Source organism: Priestia sp. TGN 0903 (assembly GCF_050846855.1).
In the GTDB taxonomy this organism is placed as follows: Bacteria; Bacillota; Bacilli; order Bacillales; family Bacillaceae_H; genus Priestia; species Priestia zanthoxyli.
In genome coordinates this window covers 51263-74439 of record NZ_JBOZGL010000001.1, presented here as the reverse complement: position 1 = coordinate 74439, position 23177 = coordinate 51263, and the positions used below count along the sequence as shown (strand labels likewise).

The following is a 23177-nucleotide window of genomic DNA, read 5'->3' as shown; positions in this document are numbered from 1 at the left end:
CTTTCATCCCTTATTCAATTTGTCTTATTTTTTATAAAGTGCAGACTCAAACTCATATTCATAGCACGTGTAATAAAGCTGAATAACTTCTTCTGCCGTCGGTACGATCGGATGATTAGCAGGACTTCCGCTTTGAATCGCATCCGCTGCCATTTTCTCAACCGCCGCGTAAAATAGCTGGCGATCAATGCCCCACGATTGAAGATTAGGAATCTCTAAGTCGATACAAAGCTGCTTGATGGCTTCAATTAACACATCTGCTCCTTCTTTTTTTGTATATGATACGTTCGGAAAAAGAGCTTGTCCTATTTCACCTAAACGATCGATTGAAGCCTCTTTTGTATAGTCCAAAACCGCAGGCAGGAGCATCGCGTTAGAAATACCGTGCGGCACATGGAATAACGCGCCAATAGGTCTTGACATACCGTGCACTAGCGCAACGGATGAATTTGAAAACGCCATCCCCGCAAGCATAGAAGCATAGGCCATTTCGTTTCTTGCTTGAACGTTTTCTCCATTTCTGTACACTAGACGAATATTTTTCATGATTAACTCAATTGCTTGAAGCGCAAGTGAATCCGTAAAAGGATGCGCTTTTTTAGATAAATACGCTTCGACCGCATGACTGAGTGCATCAATTCCTGTAGCTGCCGTTACGTGTTTTGGACATGATAGAGTTAATAACGGATCAACAATGGCTGTATCAGGCAATAATTGAGGCCTTGCGAGCATCATTTTTACATCGTACGCCGTGTCTGTAATAACCGTCGCTTTCGTCACTTCTGAGCCCGTTCCGGCAGTCGTAGGCACGGCAACCAAAGGAAGAGGGCTACCTTGAAAATCTTGTTGATTTTGAAAATACGTTCGTAAATGCCCTTCATTAGTCATCATCACGGCAACCGCTTTCCCAGTATCGATACAGCTGCCTCCCCCTAAAGCAATAACCACATCGCACTGCTCCATTTTGCATACGGCAAGCGCTTCATCTAGATGAATATCCGTTGGCTCTGAATTTACGCCTGTATACACGGCACAGTCCATGCCAGCTTCTGCTAAGTAACGACGGCAAGCTTCTACATTGCCTGCTTTCGCCATAACGTCATCACTTATAAGCAATGCCTTTGTCCCAAGCAGTGCAGCCTGTTCTCCAATTTTAGAAAATGATCCTTCTCCATATAAAACCGTGCGTGGTACAAGTAATTCATAAATTGCCACTGTTTTTTCCCCCTTTGTTATCTCGCTGACAATCTCTCCTTCCGTCTTTTCATGCTGACTTATGTAAGCGATTTCATTTATTTGTGCAAAAAACCAACATGAACTTCGTTTTTCTCCCCTATTTATTCTCTTTTTGTATACCCCTTTCCTCTTTCATTCTAAAATTTCATCTTATATTTTTCAATCTTTTTTTGTAACTTTTTAAAAATTACAAAAAAAGCCAGAGGTATTCTCTGACTTTACCATTTAAATAAACTTTTGAACAGTATTATTTCGATTTAATTTATAAATCGATAGCAGGAAAAAAACAAGTGCAAAAGCTAGTAAAATGCTAATATTTAACCATAGGCTGCTTAAATCAGCTCCTTGTTGAACACTTTTTAACGTACTTAATACCCACGTTTGAGGAAGAAAGTCGGCTATTTTCTGCATCACATCCGGCATAAATTCAGGCGGGAAAAAGCAGCCGGACAGTAAACAAGTTGGCGTGATGATAAGCGTCTGAAGACCATTCGCTGCTTTTGAACTTTCTGTAAAAGCGATAATTACAAGAGACAAGCCGATGGCTACTAGACCAAACAAAACTAAAATGAAAAACAGCTGCCACACGGGAATGTTCATATCTACGTGAAAAAGAGTTGTAATACAAACAAGTGTAATCATTACTTGCAAAGTTAATAAAATCATATTTGTAATAACATTAGATATCACGTATTGCCTTGCGCTAACTGGCGAAGCTAGCAGTCTAAAATACGTGCGCTGCTCTTTTTCTTTTGTGATAAGAGCCGATAGATTTACGGCAGAAAAAAGCATAAACATAATTAAATACCCAATTGTCTGCTTGACAATATTTTGATCGGTTCCTTTGTCTTCAAGGGCGTGCGTAGAGACGTGGAATGGCGCTTTTTGATAATTCTCATACATTTGTTTAAACGCAGCATCGTCGCCTTCAGCAGCTTGATTCAGTGCAGAAATATTATCAATATATTGATACAAATAAGACTTAATAAAGCTCGTTACTTCTGCTCCTTTTATCGAAGTAATCGTAATATGATCTGGTTTGTTCGCTTTGACGCTTTCAAAAAACCCTTTTTCAAAAGTAATAACAGCATCAACTTTCTTTGACGTAATCTCATGATCCACTTCTTTGTCAGTGAGCATTTTAACATTTGTTTTATGCAGCCCTTTTAAAAACTGAACGGTGTCTTTTGAGATATCCGTTGAGTCGTGATTGACAACTCCGATATTCACCGAAGTCCCTGCTGTATTTCCATAAATAAGAACGGACATCAAAATACCTGCAATAGGCAAACCAATAACAAGTACAAGCGTCCTTTTGTTTCTAAGCAGCATATTTCTCAGCATATTTGTGACAAGCCACATGATATTTTTCATGTTATAACCCCTCTCTTTTTCTCAAAAGCACAATGGCTGTGCCCAAGAATAAAATAGAGAAGCCTACATTCAACCCGATAACTGAAAGAGAAGCGCCGATATCATTTGTATAAATCAATTTAATAAGTCCATTATTCATCCAGGTTAAAGGTGATACATTGACGAAGCCTTCTCCAGATCCATTTTGAAAATAGGTTCCTCCCACAATACACGACACTTGAATCACAACCATAATAATTGCTCTTGACGCCGCTTCCGTCTTCGTAAGGTAGCTAACTCCTAATCCAAAGCTAATGGCAAAAAGAATCTGAGATACTAACATTACGAGTACTAAGAGTAAATGATCTCCCCAATTCGCATCAAAAAAATATTTAGTCGACATAATGACCACTAATACACAAATAGCGTGAACCAAAACAGTGCCTAAAATTTTCCCGACAAAAATTTCAGCGGTTTTAATCGGTGCGGCTACTAATCGATTGGCCGTATTTCGCATACGCTCTCCTCTAATTAAATAACTCGCTGAGATAGATCCGTACAAAACAATCATGGTTGTCATTGAAATAGCGTAGTAGTCTATTGAATTTGGCTGTTTTTGAGAATGAAGGGATGTTTCTTGAATATAGTCATGCTTAGACGCACGCAGCAGGTTCTCGACTTGCTGAGGATTTACTTTGGCCACTTCCATAGCCACGTTATACTTATCAACAAATGTACTTAACATACCTTGCACCACGTTAAATTCAATGCTGTTTTCTTCATTTCCGTAGAGATTAATGCCTCCGTCTTTCACTTCTACATAAGCTGTATAATGCTGCTCTTTTACTTCTTTTTTTCCATCTTGATCTTTTTTCAACGCTTTAAAGTAAATGCCCGATTTTTCTGCATGTGCAGCAAACTGCTTAAATGCGGCAGATTGTTCATTACTCGTATCGATTTTATAGAGAACATAGCTATCGTCTATCGTCATGTCGTTATTAAAGGCTTGGGACAAAGCTGTTCCTAAAATAAGGACAAGAGCTAGCGGAAAAAGAATCATAAAGATAAATGCACGCTTATCTCGCAGATCACTTTTCATTTCTTTCAAAGCAATTGCAATAATATTCATTCGTTATTCCTCCTTTCTTTTATAAATCTCTTAGACTGCGTCCTGTGAGCGTCAGAAAGACCGTCTCTAAATTTGGTGCTTGTTCTTTAACTGCTTTAATTTCGATATGATGCGTCATTAAATAATGAATGACCTTGTTTAAGTTATTCACTTCGGCGCTTGAATTAATTTTAATGATTCCATCTTCATACGTAACGGCTGTTACTCCCGGAATGTCTTTTAGACCGCTGCAATCTATATCATCCGCTGCTTTTACTTCAATCCAAATATCTTTTGTATCGGTGATAATCGCTTTTAGCTGCTCTTTTGTTCCTTCAGCAATAATTTTGCCGTGATCAATAATCGCAATTTTTGTACATACCTCTTCTACTTCTTCCATGTAGTGACTTGTATAAATAATTGTACTTCCCATTTCATTTAGCTTTTTTACAGATGTTAAAATATAATTTCGTGACTGAGGATCAATGCCCACCGTCGGTTCATCCATTATAATAAGCTTTGGGCGATGAGCAATTGCGCATGCGATATTTAGCCTTCTTTTCATTCCTCCTGAAAAACTTTTCGGATACGCCTTTTGTTTATCCAAAAGCCCTACAAATGCTAAAGCTTCTTCGACTCGTTCGTTAAGCAGTGAGCCTCTTAATCCGTAAAGTCCTGCAAAAAACTTCACATTTTCATAGGCTGTCAAATCTTCATAAATCGCTAAGTCTTGCGGAACAATTCCGATGTTCATCTTTGCAAAATTTCGGTGCTTCTTTATATTTTTCCCCAGCACTTCAATATCGCCGCTGTTGCTTTGAAGCAGGCTAGCAACCATATGAATCGTTGTGCTTTTTCCTGCTCCGTTTGTTCCTAAAAAGCCAAATATATCTCCTTCTTCTACTTGCAAAGATAAATTATCTACTGCAATAAAATCTCCAAATTTTTTTGTTAGTTTTTGAATTGATAATACGTTCATCATTTCACCTCTAGTGTGTTGGTATATCCTTATTTTATGAAAAAAAGGCAAACTTACGTCAGTGCATAAGTTCACCTTTTTCACATGAGAAATCTCATTATTTATGTATGAAGTTTCTCACCTATCGGCAGGAGTGTGGTAACAGAAAATCCGTTTGCTCCGTCAACAATCACCGTTCCGTTAATGGAAGCAGCTCGTTCTTCCATTCCTGCTATGCCAAGGCCTTTTTGAAACAAGTGAGCGCCTTTTCCATTGTCTTTGACTTCTACTTTCACCATTTTATTTAGTACGTGAAGCTCAATAGAAATCATCGTTGCTTCTGCATATTTTAAAGCGTTTGTAATAGCTTCTGTTATATTTTCATGGATAATTTTCCACTGAAGAGGCGTGATAAGATCTAAATTACCTTTGTATACAAGAGGCATTGCGATACTATGCTTAGCCTCAAACTCACCAATAAATAATTTAAGTCGGCTGATTCCTATTTGCTCAGCAGGAGGCTTTATACTTTTTAACGTTAGCCTAATTTCTTCAATACCTTCTTTGGAAATCGTAATCGCATTTTGAAGAAGAGACAGCGCTTTTTCCTCGTCTTGCTTCATTACGCGCTTTGCTGCCTCCATTTGAATAAGCGCTCCTGTCATTGAATGACCAATCTTATCGTGAATTTCCTGTGATAATCGATTTCGCTCTTCTAATTTTGAAGCATATTGAGACTGTCTTACATACTCTTTATTTTCATTGACATGCTTTTGCAGTTTTTGCATACTTACTCTCATTTCATCGAGCTTTTGCTCATAATTAATCGTTCGTTTTTGATAGAGAGCTGCTCCTGTATAAATAAAGAAAGTAAACGCAGCGACTAACGCATACAGTGCGCTAATGTCAGAGGGAACAAGCAGCACTGGAAGCAACACAAGCAGCAGCACCACCCATTTTTTTGCGACTGATTCTCCAATAAGTTCACAAAGATTTAGCGGCAAAAGAAGAAAAAACAAAGGATGAAGTTTATACGCACAATATAGAATAAGGACTATTGAAAAAGTAATAAGCATGCGCTTGAACGCGCTCTTTTTCACAATGGACGCTGCAATATTAACACAGCTGTAAAGAAGCAGTGCCAACACAATAGCTGAAATCGAGTGTACATAATTAAACTGAATGTACGTAATAGCCAAAAATAGCATGAGGATGAGCTTAGTCATCATTAATCCAACTTCCATAGCTCTACTTTCCTTTACCGGTTAAATAGTAAATAGCAATTTGAGTACGATGCTCAAGTCCCGTTTTACTTAAAATCGAACTAATATAGTTTGCTACGGTACCTTCTGAAATAAAAAGTGTTTTAGAAATTTCTTTATTTGAAAGCCCCTTGGCAATCAGCTTCATAATGCTTGTTTCACGCTCTGTAAACTGTGTCATATCCGCTTTTGACTCGCGCTCAGTTGCAGCGTTTAAACTTGATTTAATTTTATCAAGCACAACATCTTGCAGCACCGTATGTCCGTTGAACACACTTTTGATTGCGTCTCGAATGCGCTCTGGTTCTGTATTTTTTAACAAGTAGCCTTTAGCTCCGTTTTTTACGGCATCAATAATATATTCATCGTCATCAAACGTAGTTAAAATAAGCGGCTTTGCTTTCGTTGACTCTGAAATAAGCTTTGTAGCCTCTACACCGTCCATAACAGGCATCCTTACATCTAACAACGCAATATCGACGGAATGATTCTTGCAATATTGAACAGCTTCCTGACCATCTTTTAAAGTAGCGACAACGTCGAATTCCTCGTATGTATTTAATATAATTTTCATTCCTTCTCGAATAAACGAATTATCATCTGCAATAATAATAGTAATTTTCATTTCTTTAAGTGAGAACATCTCACTTTTTTTCACATCCTTTTTTCACACCCATCCGGATGCTTCTCATTTATTGTATCCATAATAAACCAAAAGTTCAATGTGATAGTTCGCAGTCTTTCTAAGCACTAAAAAAGAGCAAACCTCTAAGGTTTACTCTTTGGTCCTGTTACTTCTGAGCTAACTTCATCACCGTCTCTAACAGTACATTTACACCTTTTTCGCATTCTTCCCAAGGAGTGAACTCTTCTTCACAGTGACTTTTTCCGTTTACGCTCGGAATAAAAATCATAGCCGTCGGAATATAGCTAGCTAAAAACTGTGCGTCATGTCCAGCTCCGCTGACCATTCGCTTGTAGGAATACCCAAGCGAACGAACAGATTCTTCCACTTCATCGCAAACGGTTTTATCAAACCACACGGTATCGCGTCCCCAAAGCTTGGTCACCCGCACTTCGCAGCCTTCTAACAGCTCCGCTTGATCAGGCAGTGACTGAATGATCTTTTCCACGGATGCAATGACGTCTTCATCGGTATGTCTCGCTTCAAGTGAAAAAATAACTTTATTTGGAATAACGGTATGAATATTAGGCAGTACGTTCATACGACCCATTGTATAGACTAAATTTGAATCCAATCTGCCGAGCTCATGACGAGCTTCAGCAATCAGGTTATTAGTTGCAAATAGCGCATCTTTCCGCATATCCATCGGCGTCGTCCCGGCGTGATCTGACTCCCCGGTAACTTCAATTTCATAGCATACCATTCCTAGCACGCACTCGACTACACCGATTGATTTGGCTTCTCGTTCTAGAATAGGCCCTTGCTCAATATGTAATTCTACAAATGCCGACGCTTCAGTAAGACGGCTACTCGTATCGCCTTCATATCCGCATGATTGAAGGGCTTGCTTAAACGTCACGCCGTCAACATCTGTCTTCTTCATCATAACGTCTTTTTGAAATTTGCCCGATAAAATACCTGAAGCCATCATAGAAGGCTCAAAACGCGCTCCTTCTTCATTCGTAAAGTTAACAATGGTAATCGGCACCTTCGGCTTAATATTATGTTCAACCAGCGTTCTTACTAACTCTAATCCTGCAACTACACCGAGGATTCCATCAAACCTTCCGCCTTTTTTTACGCTGTCCATGTGTGAGCCAATCACAACAGGCGGCTTATCTTCTAGTCCTTCAAGCGTAGCGTAAATACATCCAAGATCGTCGATTTTAATATCCATTCCAAGGTCACGGCAACATGAACAAAAATAGTCTCGTGCTAAGCGGTCTTCTTCTGACAGCGCTAAGCGGGTTACACCGTTATTAGGTGTTCGTCCATAATCGGCAAATCGTTCAAGCGTATTTTTTAACCTTTCTCCATTCACTGCTACTTTTTGTCGTTGCAACTCAACCACTCTCCTCATTATTTGGTTATAAAGTGCGTCTAAGATGCTGTGTTAATGAATATCATTCATTATGACATAAAATAGGCGATATCACTTGAAGTCTGTTAGAACCCCTTCCATTGTTTTTGTAATGAAAGTGCGCAGCTTGCCTTATGTATCTATTAGCTTCAAAACGTAAATTTCCTGCTTTTTTCTATGAATAATGCACGCGTTATTTATGCATTTTTATTATAAAAATAGCGATAGGTTTTTTTCAAAAAAAAGAGAATTAGTTATTATACTAACTCTCCTCTACACACTTACTTTTTATTTGCTTTCTTCGCAATCGCAATCATTGTAGCCAAAACACCAACTGTAATAATCACAATAGCAATTACGGCAGTGGTAATAATAATTCCTGATGTCACTTCTGAAACACCCATTAGTTTACGTTCTCCTTTTGTGCCTGACTTATTTATCTAAATCAGCATATTGATCGATTTATTCCTATTATATACGAACTTGTAAAGCGACGAAATATGTGACACATAATTGACATACTGTTTATATGTTTTCTTTTAATTCTACGTTTTATTTAAGAAAATACGGGAATAATTCAAACATATATAAGAAATACTCTTTATTTCTTTAAAGAAGTATTGTAATATAAATGTAACAATTGTAATATTAACAGCATGAATGTTACATATATTTCAATGAATGAGTAGGAGGGAAATGGAAATGAAAAAATTTGGAATAATCTTAGCATCACTTGCTCTTTTCTTTTCACTAAGCACAGGAGTTACAGCTCAAGCAACATCACAAAATCTATCAACGACTAATGCGGTAAAAATTGCAGCAAACGCAAGCAACCATTTCTGGAATGCACTTCATGGATCTAAAGGTAATTTATGTACTCAAAAAACATTTAATTATAAAGGCACTCAGTACTCATATCTTTGTCAAGATTTTAATACAAAAAGCAAACTAGTAAGCTACTTATCTGAAACGTTTACAAACAGTGCTATTCAAAAAGGATTAACAAATTATCGCTACATCACATATAACGGAAAGCTTGCTCGTCCTGTCGGTGACGGATTCAGCATGCTAGAGTGGAACAAAGCAAAAGCAAAACTAACTTATCAGCGCGCCGATGTTCGCTCTTATCAATTTACGGTTCCAACAGTTGACGGAGGAAGTGTAAAACGCACCGTTACATTTTATAAATCTGGTTCACAGTGGAAAGTAAATAAGTTTGATGCTGTACTATAAGCAATATAAAAAACAAGGTCTTCTAAGGCCTTGTTTTTTTATGCTCTCTCTTCCGCTCTTTATTAAAGAAGTTTCACTTTATTTTCACCAACTCCCCTTATAGTATGGAGACACACTACTACTTATTCGATACATTGTCATCGGAGGATTTTATATGAACATACTACAAAAAAGAACGGCTTTTATCGTAACGGCAGCTTTTCTTTTAGCATTTGTTTTCAGTATCGTTTCACTATCACACTATAAAGGAGAAGAACATTTATTTTCAATTCAAGAAAGTCATCAGTTAAAAAAGATTACGAATGGTATATCTGCTCTTGATAATAACTCAAGAGATCATCGTCTTCCTTCAGGAAACGGTCCTGCTTCACCCAGCAATTCCGGAGAACACGTAACGCCTTTTCATAATCTATCTATGGATAACGGTGCCGGAAGTCAAGGAGCTAATAAAGACTATGAAACGCCGCTAGCTCTTTATACGGTGGGCTTTTTTATAGCAGCAGCTTTCGTTTACGGATTAGTAAAGAAAAAGAAATGGCATCATTCGATAGGGCATTCTCGCGTTATTTTATGGTCATTACTTGGCACTGGTTTATTTATTCGGATTGCACTGATTCCGTGGGTAGGCTCTCATATGGATGCGTCGCTTTTCAAAAACTGGGCATCGGTTGCGGCTAATCATTTTTCAAATTTCTACGCTAAAAGCGGAAGCGATTATCCGCCGTTTTATATTTATATCTTGTTTATCGTTGGGAAAGTTGGCAGTTTACCGGATTTTCAGCAGTATTTTTCGCTGTTGATTAAAATTCCGCCTATTTTAGCAGATGTTGTCACATCTTATTTACTCTATCGTTTAGCTCGTAAATACTTGGCACCTTCTTTTGCATACCTGTTAGCAATTGGGTATTTATTTAATCCGGCCATTTTAGTTAATTCAACGTTTTGGGGACAAGTGGATTCATTTTTCACTTTACTTATTGTCCTAGCCATTGTAATGATTACGGAAAAACGAATTTACGCGTCGGCCGTTATTTTTACAGCAGCGGTCTTAATGAAGCCGCAGGCGATTATTATCCTGCCTATTTTGTTTTTCGAGCTCATTCGCCTGAAGCAAGTGAAGCATTTCTTCGGCATTGCTTTAACGGCGGCTTTCACTGCTGGGGTGATTTTATTGCCTTTTTCAGTCGGAAAAAGTCCAACGTGGATTATTGATTTATTTTCATCCACCATTGGAGAGTACCCGTATGCTTCTGTTAACGCCTACAACTTTTATAGTTTAATAGGCGCAAACTATAAAGACAGCTCTGCAACGCTGCTGTTTTTCAGCTATCATACGTGGGGACTTATTTTTATCGTCGCGACAACTATTTTTTCTTGGCTTATTTATATAAAAGGACGGAGCTTTAAATACGCCGCTCTTGCAGCGCTTATTCAAATTTCAGGGGTATTTACGTTTTCTTCAAGCATGCATGAACGCTACTTATTTCCAGCAGCAGCGCTTGCTTTAGTGGCTTATATTTATTTAAAAGACAAAAACTTGCTTTACTTATCCCTTGGATTTAGCATCAGTATTTTTATGAACACTTTTTTTGTTTTATACGGCGACAGTAATATGCAAAACAGCACGTCATACCCGTTTTCTATGTTTGCTACGTCGATGCTAAACGTCTTGCTTGTTGTTTATTTAGTAAAAGTTGCTTGGAATTTAGTCCAAAAAAGTACGGTTTTAAAAACGGCATAATACAAAAAGCTCAGTGAGTATGATTGATCACTGAGCTTTTTTACATAACAAGCGACATGCCTGGCGCGTCTTCTTCTCTTTCTTGAAATCCTAATTTTTTATAAAAATGATGCTTTCCTTTTGCTGCAAACAGCTGAATCGATTCAATTCCGCTTTCTTGGCATTTCGTCAACAGCTCTTGAATAATTTGCTTTCCAAGTCCTTTGTTTTGGTACGAGGGATCAACCATCACGTCGCAAATAAGCGCTTGGTAAATTCCGTCTGAAATCATACGACCGAATGCAATCAATTGTTCATTATCATAAATACCGACTCTAAACCAGCTGTTGGCTGCCGCTTCAAACAGCTGTTCTTTTGTATAATTGCCTTTTTTACTTTTATGTAATCCGCTCGCTTCATGCAAAGCAGCAAACTGCTCAAATAACGGAACCTCTTTTTTTATTACGTAAGACACGTTCATTCTCCTCTCAATACCGTTGCTTTCTATATTATATTTATACATCAAAAAGAATAATAATTCAACATTTTTATCTAGTTATCTTGTTACCCTTTCTCCAAATAAAAAAACTGCCAAACGGCAGTTTTTTAGGCTTGTGCTGATTTTTTTCGTTTTTTAAGATCAATTCCTGCAATAATAAGCAAAATGATTCCAAGAGCAATCATGATTTTACTCACTGTTTCTACCCATTCCGGTGCACCTTCAGCAAGTAAAAGTGAAAATCCAATGATATAAACCGGAAACCCAACGAGAGCCCAAGGGGATTTCACCTTCTTTGTCTTCATATATAGGATCTCCTCCTTCTTTACAGATTCTATGTAGGCTGTATATGATGAGTTTATCAGAAAAAATTGGAAACGACAAAGGAGATAAACGCATGCATACGTTGCCTCAAACATTTTGTGATACAATTACTTACCTTCACTCTCATAAAGGCCAAAAGTGGCTAACTGACTTTCCTCAGCTGATTCGCTACTGCGAACAGCGATGGCATATCACCATTCACAGTCACTTCCCTCTTTCTTACCACTTTGTTGCTCCTGCGCGCAAAGCAGATGGAAGCGAACTAGTTGTAAAACTCTTTGTAGAGCCTTCAGAGCTGCTTCATGAGCAAGAAGCACTGACAGCAATAGCTGGTGAGAACACGGTAAAAATAGTGGACAGCGATGCTGAAAAAGGCATTCTACTGCTTGAAAAGCTGTCTCCCGGATGCCCGCTTTCCTCTTTATCAACTAAAGAAGAGGCTGCGTTAATCGCTGCTCGGCTCATGAAATCTCTGTGGCGCATGCCTCAATCAGACTCCACTATCGAAGAAACAGCCGTTAAAAGAGAGAAGCAGCTTCGAGAGTATACACAAATGTATCCAAGCGGCATTGATTTTCTTTCTTCCGAAACGCTTCAACACGCGCTAGCCGTTTTCTCTGAATTAAACCGGACTTCTCAGCAGCTTTTTTTGCTTCACGGAGACTTGCATCATGATAACATCTTACAGTCTGGTGAAGCGTGGAAAATAATTGATCCAAAAGGGTTGATTGGAGAAAAAGAGTACGAAATTATCCCTTTTCTTTTAAATCATCTGCCTAAGACAAACGTAGCAGAGACAATTGACCATCGAATCAATATATTTGTAAAAGAACTGAACGTAAATAAAAAACGCATTTTACTGTGGGGATACGCTCATTCTGTATTAGCCACGTGCTGGTTAATAGAAGACCGCCAAGACGCCGCTTCTTTTTTACGTGCTATAGAAGCATTTCAGCACTTTTTTGAGTACTATTACGGGCATAAAAAATAAGAGCCGACATTTGGCTCTTATTTTTTGCATTTCTCTGCGACAAGCTCATATGATTTTAATCGGTCAGCCGGATCGTGCGTAATGGTGACAAGCATGAGTTCATCCGCTCCGTAGCGTGCTTGAACTTCTTGAAGACGGACGTGTACTTCTTCCGGGTTTCCGATAATCATAGCTTCTTTCATCTTCTTCATTTTTTTCTCTTCTTCTTCTGTCAGCGGATAGCTGGCCGCTTCTTTAATAGAAGGCACACCTTTTGCTTCCATTTTATCCTGTTGAATTTTCCATACGAGTGAGCTCGTTGCGATGCGATGCGCTTGCTCGGTTGTTTCAGCGCAAATGACCGATACAGTGACAATCGCATAGGGCTGATTCCCGCTCTGTCTTGGCTGAAAAGCCTGCTTGTACTGATCAATAATAGCTGAACCGTCTTGTTCACTCATAAACTGTCCAAACGTATAGGCCATTCCGTTTCTAGCAGCGAGCTCGGCACTTTTTTTACTTGTGCCAAGCAGCCACGGTTCTGGAGAGACAGGCGGAAGCGGCGAAGCTGAAAGCTTGGCGTATTCATGTTCAGCCGGAAATTTATCGTCTAAAAACTGCAGAAGCTCTTCAACAAGTTCAGGCATTTTAAATACTTGCTGCAAGAAGTTATCCGACAGCGCATTTGTTGCTTCAGCCGATCCACCCGGCGCGCGCCCAATCCCTAAATCAACGCGCCCTGGAAACAGCGTTGCGAGCATGTTATACGTTTCCGCTACTTTATACGGCTTGTAGTGAGGCAGCAGCACCGCTCCGGATCCAATTCGAATTCTATTAGTTTGTGCGCCGATATAGCCAAGCATCACTTCAGGAGCCGAACAGGCAAGTCCAGACAAATCATGGTGCTCTGCAATCCAGTAGCGCTCATAGCCAAGCTTGTCACCAGCCTTGGCCAGCTGCATCGATGCTTCTAACGCTTCCGCTGGGGTCTGATGGGATGAAACGGGCGATTGGTCAAGTATACTTACTTTCATCACGCATCTGCTCCTTATTCGTTCACTTCAATTAAACTTAATGAAAAATCCCCTACCTGGCCTTTTTTATATAAATTTGTAAAAGACGTAGAGTACTGATGAATCGTTCCTTGGAAATCCAGATCTTCTTCTGGGACATTTACATGAAAAGTACCTTTATATAAAAGTGTAGTAATATCATGATATTCCTCACTTGTTACCTTAAAATCAACTGAAACTTTTGTTTTGCCTTTTACAATTTCTTGTTCATAGCTGTAAATTTGAATAGGCGTATCATTTAATACAATTTCTTGTACCACGTTAAATCGTCTCCTTTTTTAGTGCGTATGAAAAATAATAGCACTTGAAGAAGTCATGAGCAAATAAAAGAGCTTCTGGTTGCGCATGCAAAAAAAGCATGGCTTTTCGCCATGCTTGTAGTCCAAAAACGATCTTATACGCGCTTTGTACGCGTGCGTTTGAATACGAAATAAAGAACAATAATCACAAATGCCGCAACTACAAACGGAAGCGTATATTTGCTTGCTACGTCTTCAATGTTCGCCCAGTTCTCGCCTAGCTTTCCGCCTAAGTAAATAAATAAAATCGACCAAGGAATCATCGCTAACACGGTTAAAGACGTAAACTTCCAAAACGGCATTTTAGCAATACCTGCAGGGATCGAAATCGCGTGTCGAACAACCGGGACAAAACGAGCGGAGAAAACCACGCCCGCGCCGTATTTATTAAACCAGTTTTCCGCAAGGTCGATATGCTTATCATGAATAAATAAGTACTTGCCGTATTTTTGAAGAAACGGACGTCCTCCGTAGGCTCCAATCCAATATAAAAACCACTGTGCAATCGTTCCGCCAATAATTCCGGCAATGACTGCTCCTGGAAAACTAATCATGCCTTGAGAAATCATATACCCCCCGTAGGCTAGTACAATTTCACTTGGAATGATTTCAATCATTAAGCCGAGCGCAATACCTAAATAGCCAAGGCTCGTTAAAAAATCCAAAATACTCGTAATAAATGAACTCACCTTTAATCACCTTACTCATTCTTTAATAATTTTACACTACTACTATATTCCAACCATCAGTATAAAAGGAAACTATGAACTCATTATGAACAGCTTACTTCCCCGTTGACTGCCGGTACCTTTTCCGCAGCTCATGCGTATGCAGATCCGCTAGGCGGACCGGAATCGGAAGCTTACTTTCTTTTGAAATAAAATGCATCATAAGCTGATATGACATGTCCAAATCAATATAGTTTCCGCACGACAGAAAAATAGGCTTTACCCCTTTGGCTGTCCTTACTACTCTACCATAAACTTCGCCATCAATCACAATATCTTCATAAGCGCCCTCTGTATCTTCAGGCATAATGTAATCATGTCCCTTGATCTTTAAATAGCTTTTCCCTATTCCAACGGTAGGTTTATTGAGAAAAAACGAAGCATGTGTGGCTACTCCCATGTGCTCATAGTGCAAATATCCGTTGCCATCAAATAAAAACACGTCGGGCTCTACCTGAAGTTTTTTAACCGCTTCAAGAATTAAAGGAAGCTCTCGAAAAGCTAGAAACCCAGGAAGATAAGGAACCGTTACTTCTCCTACACTGTGCACTTTTTCCACAACGTTTTTCGTCTGATAATCAACCACTACAATGCTGCACGCTCCGTGAGATATGCCGTTTTCTTCCCAGTACGCAACATCAACACCAGCACAGTTATGTATATGCGTCATTTTGACGCGTGATGTTAAATCAATTTGTGCTTTTAGCTTTTGCTGAAGCGTCCGGCACTCCTCTTTCGTTTGCATCGTAAACGCATGTATGTACTGAATATCCATGTTCCATTCCTTTCATTGACTGACTCACCTATTATACAACTATTTTCTAAGAAATTCCTATTCTTTTTTTCACACCTTCTATTATAGCGCTGTTTCCTTAACGTTTGATTAAAATCGCTATTCGTTTACGCATTTTTTGTAAACATCATCATGAAAAAATCCCTATTTTTCTTTACGAAATGTCAACGTTTTCTACACACTTCCTCTATATCAGCATCACATTTTTTCGTTACGCTATTTCTATACCAACGCATAGGAGAGAAATGTGATGAAAAAATATTTAGCTGGTTTAAGCGCCGTCGCCTTATTATGCTGTTCAATCGCCTCTTCTGCTTTTGCACGCACGGAAGAAAAACTCACAAATATCGCGCACCGAGGAGCCTCTGCCTACGCACCTGAAAATACAATGGCTGCTTTTCACCAAGCGTTAGAAATGAATGCGGATTACATTGAACTTGACGTGCAGCAAAGCAAAGACGGTGTACTCGTTATTATGCATGACCGTACCGTAGACCGAACGACAAACGGAAGCGGACACATTCGAGAGTTAACGTACGCGGAGCTTCAGCGCTTGGACGCAGGAAGCTGGAAAGGGGATTCTTTTACGAATGAAAAAATTCCAACTCTTTCGCAAGTATTAGATGAATTTCAAGGAAAAATCGGTATATTAATAGAGTTAAAAGCGCCGGAACTTTATCCTGGAATTGAAAAAAAAGTAGCTTTTGAAATCAACAAGCGACAGCTCGATCACGTTATCATTCAGTCTTTTAACGTTTCATCCATGAAAAAAATGCATGAGCTTCTCCCAAACGTTCCTATAGGGATACTAACTTCTTCACAGCGAGACGCAAGCCCAAATTCAATCCAGCAATTCGCCGCTTTTGCCACTTACTTTAACCCGTCTTATGACATCCTAACGCCTGCTCTTATCCACCAAGTCCATTCTGCCGGAATGAAAATATCACCGTGGTCTGGAATCAAGCGGCTTCCCGCTTCATTTTTGTGGAAAACAAAAAGTGACGGAGTGATTACAAATTATCCTGATGAAGTGAATTGGGTGCAAACATCAAGTGCTATCGGACAACAGCTCGAAAAAGGAAGCGCACGCCGAGTAATTACACTTGCCGTCACAATGTGGCCATAGTTCCTGTAATCTTTTACTAGTAACCTCGTCTTCCTTACTGCCTTTTTAACGCTTCAATACGTTTGATTTCACTGAAATACCGAAAGTTCCCTTTAAAACATCTCTCCATCGTTTTAAAAAACTGCTCCGCTCCTCCTAACACCACCATAAAAAAGTCTTGTTTTGGAAGCACTGCTTTTACGGGAGGAGATGTATGCAAGGTATACAGTACAAACTGTTCAGAAGCCGATTTTAAGGTTAATACTAACGGTTGATCTGGAAAATTCATCTCTCCATATCCGGTCTCTTTTAAACTCTCCATTGCATCCAACAAATAAAGCCACATCCCATCTATAACATCCCATGCAGATGCATCAAGAAGCGGCTCACCGTAGTATTCAAGCTTAATAGCTCCTTCAAGGCAAGTAAAATCAAACTGATTACCGTAACGAATGAGTTCTTCTTCGTTCGATATATCGATAAAATAGTGCGATTCCTTTTCATATAGAGATGATAAATCCGTAATCAAAATACCTGGACGCTTAATGAATGTTTGAACACGAAACAACATTATCCCTCCATGCCCTGTTTGCTTTCACAGCTCAAATAAATTTTCTCCGTCCTTATTTACCCAATACTTTTCTATTTTTGGAATCAAACCTGTAAAGTCTTTATACGTTCCTTTCCAATCGCTTGGAACATATTCTTCAAATGAAGCCGGCTCAGGAAACAGTGAGTAAAACGTCTTTTGATCAAAATCCACCAAAAACGAAGGGCTAAAATCTAATACGTCTTCTTCATCTACGCTTTCTATTTTATCTTCAAACAGCTTTAAAAGAGTAGTTGTATCTGCTTGATACGACTCTATACGTTTTAAAAAAAGCTCAGCATTTTCATTGCTGAGAACTTCGATCCCTTTTCGTTCAGGTTCGATGTATTCATTAACCGCTGAATCACCTTCATTTTCAAAAGCTTGTGCAAACTTTACATAATCCAAATACCATAGCTCTCGATCGGTCACATACCATTGAAACTGCTTTTTATGTACTACTCCGACAATTACGTTTTCAGCATATATGGGTTCTAGCATGAGATGGACCTCCTTGCTTTTATTAGCTTTGTGGCCTGTTATATACGATTTAATTAATCTTTAAGCACTCTCTTTTGTACTTTTTCATTCAGCTTTCGTTTTAAATATTCAGCCATTTCTATTTGTCCTCGTTCAATCGCAAATGCGTAAGCATCCATCTCTTTCATATTTTCACCAGAGTATGTAATCGATATATTAATATGATTCTCAACTAACAGTTTAACCATCTCAAAATGACCGTTATATATGGCAGCAAACAGCGGATTTCTATCTGGTTCACTGATATCAATTTCAATATTATGGTTAATAAGATACTTAGCAATATCTATATGTCCTTTTGCAGCCGCTCTTTCTAAGGCATTGGTAGAAAAAGTTCCTCCTTGTGCATTCACATCTATTCCAGCACGAATAAGGTATTGTACGATTTCTAAATGACCATAAGCTGTCGCTACATGTAGCCATGTGCCAAAAGGTGTAATCCATGTTAACATTTCTGGATTTTTCTCCAATAAGTCTCTTACCTTATTTAAGTGACCACCTTTTATAGCGTCTCTAATAGCTTTTGTCATTTGAGTTATTTCCATTTTTCGTTTTCCCTCTACTTTCTACCTTGTAGAATTCTCTCCAAAATATATCGTCTCTCTGCTTGGTGTAATGCGCTGTAGTGTCGGGAGCTTATTATCTATAGCAAGACTCGATTCGCGGCTTCTTTATGTACTCCTACTAGTCTTCGATACTATAATTTTGTTTGATTTTATGTAAAAGAGCCATCACTTTTTCTTTATCATGGGCATGATCTTCCATATATACGTGGCAAATTTTGTGCAAGTAAGTTAAAAACGTTTCATAATCGACAATAACACTTTTGTCAGTGTCACCCGTACCGTCTAGAAATTCAATGCCGTTTTCAACATAGCCCTCTTCCCACGGCTCTAAGTCGTCTGAAAATGTACAAATGTGGTACTCATTTCCATAACCAGTTTCCTCTGAAAAATAGTGTAAGACTTTTAAAAATTTTTGATCTGATAAAGCGCTATAAAAACTTATCATGGGAGACAACGTACAATCTATATCATGAAATAATTCTACGATCTTCTTCATTTATATCCCCTTTTTATAATTAATTGAATCAACGTTTACTATTTGATCACGCCTACTTCTATGAGAGCCTCAAAAAATCCACAATTATTTTCATGCCCTACTTTAGCTGCGGATTAATGAAGCATAGCTAAAAATTCTTTGAATGTATCTGCAACAGGGTACGTGTTCGGCTCAAGCTCAGCAGAATTTTCATGATCCCATACACAAACGCTAGGGTTATCTCTTGAATTTCTATAATCTAAACACACAAAATCTCCTGCAAATAAAGTCGCGATTGGTAATAAAGCTACTCCCAATAAATCTCCATCATCTGTAAGCCGATCCTCTAATTGAGTCCATGTTACATCAATATCAAACGTACCGGCTTCATTGTTCTCTGGGGCTTCAAGAATACATAAAAACCTTATTAATACATAGCTATGACTCTTCACTTTAAAAGCTTTTGCTTCTGGAGAAGCCCCGTTATTTCTTTTTATCATTTGTTTATAGTCTGGAGGTAATTTCACTCTCCAAAACGCTTCCTTTTCAGCTACTAAATTATCCGATGGTAATGGATAAATGATTGAATCTTTTTTTATTTCCATTGAATGTACTCCTTCTCTGTAGTATTCTTTCATTCCCTATTGAGATATGTATATTTAACATAATGAATTACACTATAAGCTGTTCATTTTTTATCTATCTTTTACAGCCTCGAGATATCTCTTTAGATGCTTTTGTCCTAGCTTACTTTTTGGCAAGATACCAAGGTATTCATATTTCCATATTGTCTTCCTAGCATGGGAATCTGCGGCTGAAAGATCATCATAATTAAATTGAATCGTAAACGTTTCTTTGTGATTAAAAATTAAAGTGAAGTTGGTCCATGGCTCTTGGTTCTCACTGGAGGTAAACACTTTCCACAATTCTTGGATGCAGTCTAATAATTTGTTCCATTGTTTAACATAGTCTTCTTCACTTACAGCAAAAATTTCAGGAATGTCATGACTGTATATAATTTCATCACTGTTATTAGGATAATAATAGAAGTACGCTGTTTGGGCACCATCAACAACTTCACCATAAAGATAAACTTTAGAACACGCTTCCGGAATGGTCTCTATTACGATATTGCCTATGTCTTGATATAGCTTATTCACTTTTTCTTCGTTCATCTAACATTCCTCCTGCTGCCTTGTTAAACTGCCTAAGAAGCCCTAGCAAAATATTAAAGCCTATTAAGTTTCACCTTTTCAAACCACTCATTAGCATTATAACTAGCGGTTTTAACATCATCATTTGTATAAACCAACTCGTAATTGTATTCCGCTGTAAAGTGGCCGCTCTTCACATCATAAATTAATTTCATCTCCGTTGGCATGTCTCTGTTATTTTCTTTACACAGCGCTTCAATTTTTTCAATATCTTCATTTAAAATATTTAATACCATAAATCCTCTTTTCGGAGATGTATCATATCTTTCATCCTCATCCTCTAAGGCGTCGTTCACTTGATGAGATTTTACATATTGATTGTTAATAAGATAAAAAAACTTACTAGCGATAATGTTTCCTTCACACGAAGCATAGATATACACTTTGTCGGCTCTATCGTTAATATATTCCATACAAATTGATATCATATCAGCTTGGAGTTCAGTGAATCGTTCTTCAAATTCTTTCATATGATGTTGCACCTCGCTTATAAACTTTTAATTCTACGCTTGTAAAATGTTCCCTTGATGCAATTCTTTAGGGTTAATTTAGTACCTTCATGAGGTGGGAATTTAACCACAAATACTGGATTTATGCTAAATTGGATTATTGGGATACTCATTTAAATACTTATTGATTAAAGTCTTACTTTCGCTATCATCTGGTTCTGTTCCTAAATATTTATATTCCCAAATCACTAGCTGGTCATCAAAGCTGTAATCCGTGTCAAACCAATTTGTATAATCATAATGCACCTTCAATTTGCCATCGCTATTAACAGATAGTGTAAAAGAGTACCAAAGTTCTTGCTGATTATCTTTAAAAACGTTTCTTAATCTATTACTTAACTCAAATAAAGCTCGATCCTTCATTTTATAAAATTCTTTATCAATATCGTCGTATTCACAAGGAATTTCTAAACTATATTTATAGTTCTTTTCATTCTCAAGGGTATTATAAAAAAAGTAAGTGCCTCCGCCCGTTTCGGATATTTGAGCGTAAAAATAAATCTTTGTCCATTTCGTAGGAATCATTTCATTCACTGTTTCAGAAATCCCCCTATAAATTTGATTTATTTCTGTTTCCATACTCAATATGTTCGACCACCTAACTGTTTTTCCAGTTTATAACGCGTTCCTTACTGTACCATCCATTAATGTTTCTCTATAACTATTATAAACCACTACAATAAACTCATCATTGCTCTTATCATAAAACACTAAAGTACTAAATACTTTCTCTCTACTTCCTGCATTGCATTCTTTACATTTCAAATACTAACTTTTTACTCCAACATAAAAAAAGAATTCGACTCTTTTCGAATTCTTTTCCTAATTTAACAACTTCTCTCCTCATTTTTTTGCTCTTAAGCAATTTGTACCACCTGCATGAGAGACAATCTAAACCCAATCAATTTTCAGTCATCCTTTGCTTTAAATATTCAGCAATCTCAGTCTGCCCAAACTCTCTTGCATATTCATAGGCATTCATATTTTTGATATTTTCTCCCGTGTATCTAAGCGACACATCTATTCCTTTTTGTACTAAATATTTAACTACTTCTTGATGCCCACCATAAATTGCTCCAAACAGTGGATTTCTCTTCGCTGAGCTCACATCTAGTTCTGCTCCAGATTCTATTAAATACTTTACTATCTCTAAATTACCGGACCCAGCTGCTAAATTTAACGCAGAAGCATCAAATGTCCCGCCTTTCGCATTAACGTCAATTCCTTTTTCAACTAAATATCGGACGATTTGAAGGTTCTCTTTTTTAACCGCTACATGTAACCACGTACCAAATACAGTCACGGTATTTAAAACCTCTATATCATCTCCTATTAGTTTTTTCACTGCGTTGATATCGCCAGTTTTAATGGCATTTCTTATCAATTTCTTACTATGGTTTCGGTCCACTATGCAAACTCCTTCATTATCATCTACTCAAATAGGATCATTCGGAAATTCACTATCGTACTTTGCAATTAATGCTCTATCTTTTTCTTCACTTGCTTCTTCACCTAGGTATTTACGTTTCCAAGTTATCATTTGGTCACTAAAACTATACTTTGTATCGAACCAATTCGTATAATCATAGTGTATGTTCAACTTCCTGTTACTATCTACAGACATTGTAAATGAATACCAAAGCTCTTGGTAATTATTTTCAAAACTGCTTCTTAATTGATTGCTCAATTCAAACAGTTTTCTTTTACATTTTTTAAATTCTTGTTGATCCACATGATACTCAAACGGGATTTTCAAGCTATACGTAAAACTTTGTATATTCTGAAGTGTATTATAAAAAAATAAGTACCTCCCCCAGTTTCTGATATTTGAGCATAAAAATAAAACTTTCCCCATTCTTCTGGTATCATTTTATTCACTGTTTCAGCTATTTTTTTATGTAATTGCTTCATTTCATTTTCTACTCTTTTCATGACTTCAGTTCGTTCAAATTCTATACCTACCATTCTTCCAGATTTAGCTGCTTGATATTTAGCTTCCTTTATGTATTTTAGACTTAGACCTAACTCTTTTCTCTTTTTATAATGCATCAATTAACCTAAGTTTAGTTACTAATTCATTATATTTTAAAAATATCAACCGCATCTCCTGGAGATTTATTAATAAGGAGTTCAGGAATGTTTGAATTACTCTTCTTTAATTTATATTTTTGAATGTTTGTTAATTCAGGATTGAAAGAAATAGTCTGAGATGTAAACTCTAAGTTTATGAGTTTATTGTAAACTTCCCCTAAAAATTTTTTCCAATTTTCCAAGGAAGAATTTGAAACCTCACCAGGATCTTCTAACATACGATACCCGTCTGCATAATGAAACATCAGTAAACCTGTTCCAAAATCACAAGCTGCATTTTCTAGAATAACTGTTGGCACTTCAAATCCACTATTCCAGTTATAATTTGCAGCAGAGTAATGAAGCAATAGAAAGTTATTAGTATTCAATAAATAACTTATTATATAATCCTTATCTGTGCTATTAAGTAACTGTTGAAGAAAATGAATATCGTCCTTATCCATAAGTTCTTGCCTCCTTTTTAAAAAACTCAAATGCTATAAATTAT

Annotated in this window: 28 protein-coding genes and 1 pseudogene; 4 read left to right on the top strand and 25 right to left on the bottom strand. The window is 37.6% G+C overall.

What is annotated here, in order from left to right; translation table 11 throughout:
* Window positions 1-24: 24 nt before the first annotated feature.
* The 8 genes from ACRPLY_RS00415 to ACRPLY_RS00380 all read right to left on the bottom strand — a co-directional run bounded on the left by ACRPLY_RS00415 (window position 25) and on the right by ACRPLY_RS00380 (window position 8366).
* A complete protein-coding gene (locus ACRPLY_RS00415; protein WP_034327713.1) occupies window positions 25-1215 on the bottom strand; it encodes an iron-containing alcohol dehydrogenase in 1191 nt (396 codons plus the stop codon).
* A 246-nt stretch (window positions 1216-1461) separates the two neighbouring features.
* Window positions 1462-2610, bottom strand: coding sequence for an ABC transporter permease (locus ACRPLY_RS00410; protein ID WP_028413092.1), 1149 nt, complete (start codon window positions 2608-2610; stop codon window positions 1462-1464).
* 1 nt (window position 2611) lies between these two features.
* Window positions 2612-3718, bottom strand: coding sequence for an ABC transporter permease (locus tag ACRPLY_RS00405; protein WP_028413091.1), 1107 nt, complete (start codon window positions 3716-3718; stop codon window positions 2612-2614).
* A gap of 19 nt (window positions 3719-3737) precedes the next feature.
* A complete protein-coding gene (locus ACRPLY_RS00400) occupies window positions 3738-4676 on the bottom strand; it encodes an ABC transporter ATP-binding protein (protein WP_209369350.1) in 939 nt (312 codons plus the stop codon).
* A 101-nt stretch (window positions 4677-4777) separates the two neighbouring features.
* Window positions 4778-5899 (bottom strand): sensor histidine kinase, encoded by a 1122-nt coding sequence (locus tag ACRPLY_RS00395; RefSeq protein ID WP_328170678.1) that lies wholly within the window; start codon window positions 5897-5899, stop codon window positions 4778-4780.
* 4 nt (window positions 5900-5903) lie between these two features.
* Window positions 5904-6542: a response regulator gene (locus ACRPLY_RS00390; protein WP_042992506.1), complete on the bottom strand. Its 639-nt coding sequence runs from the start codon at window positions 6540-6542 to the stop codon at window positions 5904-5906.
* Between the two features lie 166 nt (window positions 6543-6708).
* Window positions 6709-7944, bottom strand: a complete 1236-nt coding sequence (locus tag ACRPLY_RS00385) for a Zn-dependent hydrolase (protein WP_014459799.1) — start codon at window positions 7942-7944, stop codon at window positions 6709-6711.
* A 299-nt stretch (window positions 7945-8243) separates the two neighbouring features.
* On the bottom strand, window positions 8244-8366 hold the full coding sequence (locus ACRPLY_RS00380; protein ID WP_013057357.1) for a hypothetical protein: 123 nt from the start codon (window positions 8364-8366) through the stop codon (window positions 8244-8246).
* Window positions 8367-8658: 292 nt separating this feature from the next.
* Between ACRPLY_RS00380 and ACRPLY_RS00375 the strand changes: the two genes are divergently transcribed.
* Both ACRPLY_RS00375 and ACRPLY_RS00370 read left to right on the top strand, forming a co-directional pair.
* Window positions 8659-9195: an IseA DL-endopeptidase inhibitor family protein gene (locus ACRPLY_RS00375; protein ID WP_108674760.1), complete on the top strand. Its 537-nt coding sequence runs from the start codon at window positions 8659-8661 to the stop codon at window positions 9193-9195.
* Window positions 9196-9349: 154 nt separating this feature from the next.
* The gene (locus tag ACRPLY_RS00370) at window positions 9350-10936 is read left to right on the top strand and encodes a glycosyltransferase family 39 protein (RefSeq protein WP_028413088.1); all 1587 of its coding nucleotides are present in this window, start codon (window positions 9350-9352) and stop codon (window positions 10934-10936) included.
* Window positions 10937-10976: 40 nt separating this feature from the next.
* On the opposite strand, the gene ACRPLY_RS00365 is transcribed toward ACRPLY_RS00370, so the two are convergent.
* Together ACRPLY_RS00365 and ACRPLY_RS00360 are read right to left on the bottom strand one after the other, a co-directional pair.
* Window positions 10977-11396 (bottom strand): GNAT family N-acetyltransferase, encoded by a 420-nt coding sequence (locus tag ACRPLY_RS00365; RefSeq protein WP_205826977.1) that lies wholly within the window; start codon window positions 11394-11396, stop codon window positions 10977-10979.
* Window positions 11397-11521: 125 nt separating this feature from the next.
* A complete protein-coding gene (locus ACRPLY_RS00360; RefSeq protein WP_034269118.1) occupies window positions 11522-11719 on the bottom strand; it encodes a hypothetical protein in 198 nt (65 codons plus the stop codon).
* Between the two features lie 92 nt (window positions 11720-11811).
* Between ACRPLY_RS00360 and ACRPLY_RS00355 the strand changes: the two genes are divergently transcribed.
* On the top strand, window positions 11812-12729 hold the full coding sequence (locus ACRPLY_RS00355; protein WP_325077910.1) for an aminoglycoside phosphotransferase family protein: 918 nt from the start codon (window positions 11812-11814) through the stop codon (window positions 12727-12729).
* Window positions 12730-12746: 17 nt separating this feature from the next.
* Here the strand turns inward: ACRPLY_RS00355 and ACRPLY_RS00350 are convergent, their stop codons facing one another.
* The 4 genes from ACRPLY_RS00350 to ACRPLY_RS00335 all read right to left on the bottom strand — a co-directional run bounded on the left by ACRPLY_RS00350 (window position 12747) and on the right by ACRPLY_RS00335 (window position 15583).
* Window positions 12747-13742, bottom strand: a complete 996-nt coding sequence (locus ACRPLY_RS00350) for an LLM class flavin-dependent oxidoreductase (protein WP_033579198.1) — start codon at window positions 13740-13742, stop codon at window positions 12747-12749.
* A 14-nt stretch (window positions 13743-13756) separates the two neighbouring features.
* On the bottom strand, window positions 13757-14041 hold the full coding sequence (locus tag ACRPLY_RS00345; protein WP_251568259.1) for a DUF3219 family protein: 285 nt from the start codon (window positions 14039-14041) through the stop codon (window positions 13757-13759).
* Between the two features lie 134 nt (window positions 14042-14175).
* Window positions 14176-14769 carry a DedA family protein gene (locus ACRPLY_RS00340; protein WP_014459791.1) on the bottom strand — a complete coding sequence of 198 codons (594 nt, stop codon included), beginning with the start codon at window positions 14767-14769 and terminating at the stop codon, window positions 14176-14178.
* A 94-nt stretch (window positions 14770-14863) separates the two neighbouring features.
* The gene (locus tag ACRPLY_RS00335) at window positions 14864-15583 is read right to left on the bottom strand and encodes an endonuclease V (RefSeq protein ID WP_155008048.1); all 720 of its coding nucleotides are present in this window, start codon (window positions 15581-15583) and stop codon (window positions 14864-14866) included.
* Between the two features lie 268 nt (window positions 15584-15851).
* Here ACRPLY_RS00335 and ACRPLY_RS00330 point away from each other — a divergent pair, with 268 nt between their 5' ends.
* A complete protein-coding gene (locus ACRPLY_RS00330) occupies window positions 15852-16727 on the top strand; it encodes a glycerophosphodiester phosphodiesterase (protein WP_165635264.1) in 876 nt (291 codons plus the stop codon).
* A 34-nt stretch (window positions 16728-16761) separates the two neighbouring features.
* Here ACRPLY_RS00330 and ACRPLY_RS00325 read toward each other — a convergent pair whose 3' ends face one another.
* The 11 genes and pseudogenes from ACRPLY_RS00325 to ACRPLY_RS00275 form a co-directional block, all read right to left on the bottom strand.
* Complete coding sequence (locus ACRPLY_RS00325; protein WP_033579200.1) at window positions 16762-17274, bottom strand: hypothetical protein; 513 nt, start codon at window positions 17272-17274, stop codon at window positions 16762-16764.
* 27 nt (window positions 17275-17301) lie between these two features.
* Window positions 17302-17796, bottom strand: a complete 495-nt coding sequence (locus tag ACRPLY_RS00320) for a hypothetical protein (RefSeq protein WP_029322197.1) — start codon at window positions 17794-17796, stop codon at window positions 17302-17304.
* Window positions 17797-17849: 53 nt separating this feature from the next.
* The gene (locus ACRPLY_RS00315) at window positions 17850-18380 is read right to left on the bottom strand and encodes an ankyrin repeat domain-containing protein (protein WP_165635266.1); all 531 of its coding nucleotides are present in this window, start codon (window positions 18378-18380) and stop codon (window positions 17850-17852) included.
* A 139-nt stretch (window positions 18381-18519) separates the two neighbouring features.
* Complete coding sequence (cdiI, locus tag ACRPLY_RS00310) at window positions 18520-18897, bottom strand: ribonuclease toxin immunity protein CdiI (protein WP_165635267.1); 378 nt, start codon at window positions 18895-18897, stop codon at window positions 18520-18522.
* A gap of 113 nt (window positions 18898-19010) precedes the next feature.
* Window positions 19011-19481 carry an SMI1/KNR4 family protein gene (locus ACRPLY_RS00305; RefSeq protein ID WP_165635268.1) on the bottom strand — a complete coding sequence of 157 codons (471 nt, stop codon included), beginning with the start codon at window positions 19479-19481 and terminating at the stop codon, window positions 19011-19013.
* 90 nt (window positions 19482-19571) lie between these two features.
* Window positions 19572-20051, bottom strand: a complete 480-nt coding sequence (locus ACRPLY_RS00300) for an antitoxin YezG family protein (RefSeq protein ID WP_165635269.1) — start codon at window positions 20049-20051, stop codon at window positions 19572-19574.
* Between the two features lie 53 nt (window positions 20052-20104).
* Complete coding sequence (locus tag ACRPLY_RS00295; RefSeq protein ID WP_165635270.1) at window positions 20105-20560, bottom strand: DUF600 domain-containing protein; 456 nt, start codon at window positions 20558-20560, stop codon at window positions 20105-20107.
* A 126-nt stretch (window positions 20561-20686) separates the two neighbouring features.
* Window positions 20687-21178 carry an immunity protein YezG family protein gene (locus ACRPLY_RS00290; RefSeq protein WP_071277046.1) on the bottom strand — a complete coding sequence of 164 codons (492 nt, stop codon included), beginning with the start codon at window positions 21176-21178 and terminating at the stop codon, window positions 20687-20689.
* Between the two features lie 322 nt (window positions 21179-21500).
* On the bottom strand, window positions 21501-22007 hold the full coding sequence (locus ACRPLY_RS00285) for an ankyrin repeat domain-containing protein (protein ID WP_165635271.1): 507 nt from the start codon (window positions 22005-22007) through the stop codon (window positions 21501-21503).
* 27 nt (window positions 22008-22034) lie between these two features.
* Window positions 22035-22468, bottom strand: a pseudogene (locus tag ACRPLY_RS00280) (immunity protein YezG family protein).
* 209 nt (window positions 22469-22677) lie between these two features.
* On the bottom strand, window positions 22678-23133 hold the full coding sequence (locus ACRPLY_RS00275) for a DUF4274 domain-containing protein (protein WP_165635272.1): 456 nt from the start codon (window positions 23131-23133) through the stop codon (window positions 22678-22680).
* Window positions 23134-23177: the final 44 nt, after the last annotated feature.

Bases quoted from the DNA above. Each gene is read 5' to 3' on its own strand.
- ACRPLY_RS00335 (WP_155008048.1), bottom strand. From the start codon at position 15,583: ATGGATATTCAGTACATACATGCGTTTACGATGCAAACGAAAGAGGAG.
- ACRPLY_RS00380 (WP_013057357.1), bottom strand. From the start codon at position 8,366: ATGGGTGTTTCAGAAGTGACATCAGGAATTATTATTACCACTGCCGTA.
- ACRPLY_RS00290 (WP_071277046.1), bottom strand. From the start codon at position 21,178: ATGGAAACAGAAATAAATCAAATTTATAGGGGGATTTCTGAAACAGTG.
- cdiI (WP_165635267.1), bottom strand. From the start codon at position 18,897: ATGAAGAAGATCGTAGAATTATTTCATGATATAGATTGTACGTTGTCT.
- ACRPLY_RS00300 (WP_165635269.1), bottom strand. From the start codon at position 20,051: ATGAACGAAGAAAAAGTGAATAAGCTATATCAAGACATAGGCAATATC.
- ACRPLY_RS00315 (WP_165635266.1), bottom strand. From the start codon at position 18,380: ATGGAAATAACTCAAATGACAAAAGCTATTAGAGACGCTATAAAAGGT.
- ACRPLY_RS00405 (WP_028413091.1), bottom strand. From the start codon at position 3,718: ATGAATATTATTGCAATTGCTTTGAAAGAAATGAAAAGTGATCTGCGA.
- ACRPLY_RS00275 (WP_165635272.1), bottom strand. From the start codon at position 23,133: ATGGATAAGGACGATATTCATTTTCTTCAACAGTTACTTAATAGCACA.
- ACRPLY_RS00400 (WP_209369350.1), bottom strand. From the start codon at position 4,676: ATGAACGTATTATCAATTCAAAAACTAACAAAAAAATTTGGAGATTTT.
- ACRPLY_RS00410 (WP_028413092.1), bottom strand. From the start codon at position 2,610: ATGAAAAATATCATGTGGCTTGTCACAAATATGCTGAGAAATATGCTG.
- ACRPLY_RS00330 (WP_165635264.1), top strand. From the start codon at position 15,852: ATGAAAAAATATTTAGCTGGTTTAAGCGCCGTCGCCTTATTATGCTGT.
- ACRPLY_RS00365 (WP_205826977.1), bottom strand. From the start codon at position 11,396: ATGAACGTGTCTTACGTAATAAAAAAAGAGGTTCCGTTATTTGAGCAG.
- ACRPLY_RS00395 (WP_328170678.1), bottom strand. From the start codon at position 5,899: ATGGAAGTTGGATTAATGATGACTAAGCTCATCCTCATGCTATTTTTG.
- ACRPLY_RS00320 (WP_029322197.1), bottom strand. From the start codon at position 17,796: ATGCTAGAACCCATATATGCTGAAAACGTAATTGTCGGAGTAGTACAT.
- ACRPLY_RS00350 (WP_033579198.1), bottom strand. From the start codon at position 13,742: ATGAAAGTAAGTATACTTGACCAATCGCCCGTTTCATCCCATCAGACC.
- ACRPLY_RS00295 (WP_165635270.1), bottom strand. From the start codon at position 20,560: ATGAAAGAATTTGAAGAACGATTCACTGAACTCCAAGCTGATATGATA.
- ACRPLY_RS00390 (WP_042992506.1), bottom strand. From the start codon at position 6,542: ATGAAAATTACTATTATTATTGCAGATGATAATTCGTTTATTCGAGAA.
- ACRPLY_RS00355 (WP_325077910.1), top strand. From the start codon at position 11,812: ATGCATACGTTGCCTCAAACATTTTGTGATACAATTACTTACCTTCAC.
- ACRPLY_RS00360 (WP_034269118.1), bottom strand. From the start codon at position 11,719: ATGAAGACAAAGAAGGTGAAATCCCCTTGGGCTCTCGTTGGGTTTCCG.
- ACRPLY_RS00375 (WP_108674760.1), top strand. From the start codon at position 8,659: ATGGAAATGAAAAAATTTGGAATAATCTTAGCATCACTTGCTCTTTTC.
- ACRPLY_RS00305 (WP_165635268.1), bottom strand. From the start codon at position 19,481: ATGGAAATAAAAAAAGATTCAATCATTTATCCATTACCATCGGATAAT.
- ACRPLY_RS00370 (WP_028413088.1), top strand. From the start codon at position 9,350: ATGAACATACTACAAAAAAGAACGGCTTTTATCGTAACGGCAGCTTTT.